1 protein-coding gene is annotated in these 408 nt (G+C 46.8%); it reads left to right on the plus strand.

Going from position 1 to position 408, the window contains the following annotated elements; translation table 11 throughout:
- On the plus strand, nt 1-304 hold a 304-nt coding region (locus tag MTCD1_RS18595), incomplete at its 5' end, for a hypothetical protein (RefSeq protein ID WP_438819300.1).
- Nucleotides 305-408 lie beyond the last annotated feature (104 nt).

Below are 408 nucleotides of genomic sequence, written 5' to 3' on the forward strand. Positions count from 1 at the left end.
GCGTGAGTATTACGAAGGTGTTATCTCGGATGGGAGTAAGCGTATTGCTAAACTGGAAAGCAACGAAGTCCGTGAAGACGGAAACCAGTTTCTTGTTGTTCGCCATCCTGGGAAGACTCCTGTTATCAAGCACTGCACTGGTGACCTGGAAGAGTTTCTGCGGCAGTTAATCGAACAAGACCCGTTAGTAACTATCGACATCATTACGCATCGCTATTACGGGGTTGGAGGTCAATGGGTTCAGGATGCAGGTGAGTATCTGCATATGATGTCTGACGCTGGCATTCGCATCAAAGGAGAGTGAGATCGGTTTTGTAAAAGATAACGCTTGTGAAAATGCTGAATTTCGCGTCGTCTTCACAGCGATGCCAGAGTCTGTAGTGTCAGATGATGACCGTACTCAAACAT

The sequence above is a fragment of the Colwellia marinimaniae genome (assembly GCF_002207865.1).
Lineage (GTDB): Bacteria > Pseudomonadota > Gammaproteobacteria > Enterobacterales > Alteromonadaceae > Colwellia > Colwellia marinimaniae.